The organism is Pedobacter sp. 10L46_2, assembly GCF_056395165.1.
This window is the reverse complement of sequence record NZ_JBFTIZ010000433.1, coordinates 1,474-5,375: the sequence shown is the minus strand read 5'-3', so window position 1 is coordinate 5,375 and position 3,902 is coordinate 1,474. Positions and strand designations below refer to the sequence as shown.

3 protein-coding genes are annotated in these 3,902 nt (G+C 43.5%); 2 read left to right on the top strand and 1 reads right to left on the bottom strand.

The features are described from left to right. Together AC1DDX_RS26280 and AC1DDX_RS26275 are read left to right on the top strand one after the other, a co-directional pair. Positions 1 to 2,632: beta-L-arabinofuranosidase domain-containing protein (locus AC1DDX_RS26280; RefSeq protein ID WP_477622908.1), on the top strand; the 2,632-nt coding region annotated here is incomplete at its 5' end. Beyond that, complete coding sequence (locus AC1DDX_RS26275; RefSeq protein WP_477622909.1) at positions 2,616 to 3,665, top strand: alpha-L-arabinofuranosidase C-terminal domain-containing protein; 1,050 nt, start codon at positions 2,616 to 2,618, stop codon at positions 3,663 to 3,665. The genes AC1DDX_RS26280 and AC1DDX_RS26275, both read left to right, overlap by 17 nt. A 7-nt stretch (positions 3,666 to 3,672) precedes the next feature. Here AC1DDX_RS26275 and AC1DDX_RS26270 read toward each other — a convergent pair. Continuing rightward, positions 3,673 to 3,902: LytTR family transcriptional regulator DNA-binding domain-containing protein (locus tag AC1DDX_RS26270; protein WP_477622907.1), on the bottom strand; the 230-nt coding region annotated here is incomplete at its 5' end.

Genomic DNA, 3,902 nt, shown 5'->3' with positions numbered 1-3,902 from the left:
GTTCTGGATCGAAAAACGTGGTAACCACATCAACTACCCGCTTTGGCAAACCTGGGGCAACGACAAATCAGAAAAGTGGATCAAGGATCAAAAATATAAAGAAGGAGCGGTAACCAATGCCACTCGCCCTACCTGGGGCGATTATGCACAAGATTCCATATCTGTTTTCAAACAGAAAACCATAGAAGGTCATGCTGTGCGTGCCACTTTACTAGCTACAGGTATTACAGCCGTTGCTTTGGAGAGCCATGATCCTCAGTACATACAAACTGCAGATCAGCTGTGGAACAATATGGTTGGCCGCCGTATGTTTGTAACTGGCGGTGTCGGTGCCATTGCGCACGACGAGAAATTCGGGCCAGATTATTACCTTCCAACTGATGCCTATCTCGAAACATGTGCAGCTGTAGGTGCAGGATTTTTCAGTCAGCGTATGAATGAACTAACCGGCGATGGAAAATATATGGATGAGTTTGAACGCGTGCTGTATAACAACGTACTTACTGGTGTGTCTCTTTCAGGCGACCAGTATACCTATCAAAATCCACTCAATGCACATGATCATTCAAGATGGGCATGGCATTCTTGCCCATGCTGCCCACCTATGTTCTTAAAAATGGTTTCTGAACTTCCAAACTACATCTACGCATCTTCGGGCGATCGTTTGTTTGTAAACATGTTTATCGGTAGTGATGCCAATATCCGCCTGCCTGGCAAAACCTTAATCGCCATTTCACAGAAAACCAATTACCCATGGGAAGGAAAGATTAGCCTAACTGTAAATCCTGAAAAGGAATCGGCCTTTAGTTTAAGCCTCCGCATTCCAGGATGGGCAAGGGGGAAAGAAAATCCTTACGATCTCTACCGTTCCGATCTGCCTTCGTCATATACGCTGCTTGTAAACGGCAGCCCTGCCAAAGCCACAATGGAAAATGGTTATGCTGTAATCAGCCGCAAATGGAAAAAAGGTGACCAGGTGGAACTCCAGCTGCCTATGAAACCGCGTTTTGTTACTGCAAATAATCAAGTAAAAGACTTAAGAAACAGCGTAGCAATAGCGTCAGGACCTATCGTTTATAGCCTCGAGGCAGCAGATAACACTAATGTTGAACAGTTGCAGATCGATACTACTGCAGCATTGCAATCGCAATACAAAAACAACCTGCTAAAGGGTGTGAATGTGGTTACGGGCAAAACAGCTGACGGCAAAACTTTTACCGCTATCCCTTACTATGCTGTTGGAAACAGAGTCGCAAAAGGCTATAAAGTTTGGCTGCCGCTTCCTCAAACTGCACGAATTAAGGTAGATGTCGGTCAAATTCAAAATAAATTAAGCCCGCTGATCTACGGTTCAAATATTGAAGATGTGAACCACGAAATCTACGGAGGCTTTTACGACCAGCGCATATTCGGCGAGAGCTTTGAAGAACCTTCCACTGGTGTAAATCATAACCAATGGAAAAGGTTTACGGGCTATTGGACGGCAAAAGACGGTGCGGTTGCCATTATCCCTGGCAGAAACACAAATAGTGAAGTATTCATGACCGGTTCGCATCTAATAGGTGTAGAGCCAGATCATAGTGCCAAATTGATCTATGAGCCAAAAGAAGTAAGTAACGGGACCGTTCAAGCCGAGATCAGGTTTACCGGAAAAGGAGAAAGTGGTGCCCTGCTGGTTCGGGTAGCCAATGCAGGTGTAGGTGATGATGCTTTTGATGGGTATGAGATCAGCCTGAGCAGAGACGGTAAAAAGATAGCCCTTGGAAAGCACCTGCAAAACTTTGAATCACTCAAAGAAGCAGCTGCTAGTTTTGATCCTGAAACATGGAATAAAGTAAAGGTGGTACTAAAAGGATCCGAGATTGAAGTTTTCCTTAATGGACAACAGATGCTTTCCTTTAAGGATGAGCGTAACCCCTTGCTTAAAGGAAAGATAGGTTTGCGTACCTGGAGATCGCCAATGGAGTTCAGGAATATCTCCATACAAGAAAACGGAAAAACAGAACCACTCAGCCTTGTAAATGCCGCCAATGAGCAGGTGAGCTATAATTGGGATATCATCAGTTCAGGACAAGTAAAAGCCAATTTTGAGCTCGACAGCAATGTAGCCTATAATGGAAAAAAATCGCAGGTTATCACCTTTGCAACGGGTACCGGAAAAGTAGGAGTAGCCAACAGGAGTTTAAACCGTTGGGGTATTGCATTGCGTAAAGGGCAAACTTTTCAGGGAAGGGTATACCTAAAGGCAGAAAAACTAAGCGGCCCTGTAAGTATCGCGCTTGAAAGTGCTGATGGCAGCAAAACATATGCAATCAAAAAATTAAACGGTATAGGTGCCAACTGGAAGAAGTATGCATTTACATTGACCTCTGGCACCGCAGATAAAAATGCCAGATTGGCTATCTATATTTCTTCAAAGGGTAAACTTTGGATAGATCAGGCAGTACTTATGGGCACTGGTAAAGATCAGTTTAAAGGCTTGCCAATCCGGGCCGATATTGGCAATATGCTGGTGTCGCAAGGGCTAACCTTTTTGCGTTATGCCGGAACTATGGTGAATTCCCCGGAATACAGGTTCAAAAAAATGATTTTGGTATACCACCAACGGTTTTGGGATAGAAGAGTTTCTTAAGTTTTGTGAAGCAACAGCCATAACACCTTGTTTTGCCATAAACATCTATGAAACACCGGAGGATGCGGCTGATATGGTAGAATACCTTAATGGAAATGTGAATACAGAATGGGGGGCAAAGCGTGCCAAAAACGGACATCCAAAACCTTATGGAGTAAAATATATAGAGATCGGGAATGAGGAGGTTATTTTTAATGGCGATAACAAAAAAGCATATGAGGAATATGTAGCACGCTTTAATCTCTTGTATGCAGCCATGAAAAAGAAAGATAGTTCTTTAAAATTCGTGCATGCAGCCTGGTGGCGCCCTGAATCGCCTAATATGGAGTACGTATTCAGGGAACTTAACGGCAAGGCCGATTATTGGGATCTCCATGTAGGTGGTGATGATCCAAAGGCAGGTCTGGATACGGATAAGCAACTTGCAGATATGCAACGTATGTTTAAGCAATGGGATCCGGCAACCCAAATGAAAGTTGCCGTTTTTGAAGAGAATGGGAGCAAACATGGTATTCAGCGCGCCTTGGGGCATGCTACTAATCTGAATGCAATCCGCAGACATAATGAATTTGTACTAACTTCAAGTCCCGCCAACGCACTGCAACCTTATCAGCAGAATGACAATGATTGGGATCAGGGTCAGATTTTCTTTACCGCGGGCAAGGCGTGGGGGATGCCCCCATTTTATGCACAGAAGATGCAGGTAGAGAATTATTTACCCTTACGTGTTTTAAGTAAAGTAGAAGGTGCTCTGGATGTAACAGCAGCGCGTAGCGAAGATGAAAAGACCTTGGCATTACACATTGTAAATATCAGTGCTGAGGCCATTACTACTGCAATTGAGCTTAACGGATTTGAAGGTAGAAATCCAGAGACCGAAGTTTATGTGTTGTCGGGTAAACTTACTTCAAAGAATACACCTTCCGAACCTGAACGGTATAAAACAGTAAGCTCAAAGGTAAATCTAAGTGGAGACGCACCTAAATATAGCTTCCCGGCACATTCTTACACCATTTTAAAATTTAAGAGATAAGCAGACTTTAACTTTTAAGCCCCAACTTCTTATTTACCACATCCTTATAGGTTTCGCCAATTGGCAGGTAGTTCTTATCGATCACAATCCTGCCTCGCTCTACAAAATCAATATGGCTGGTGTTAATGATATACGACTTGTGTATCCTTAAGAAAAGATGTTGGGGAAGGATCAATTCAATGTGTTTCATGCGCTCCAATGAAAGCTCTCTGCCTCCAGAGGTATGAAAACTGATGT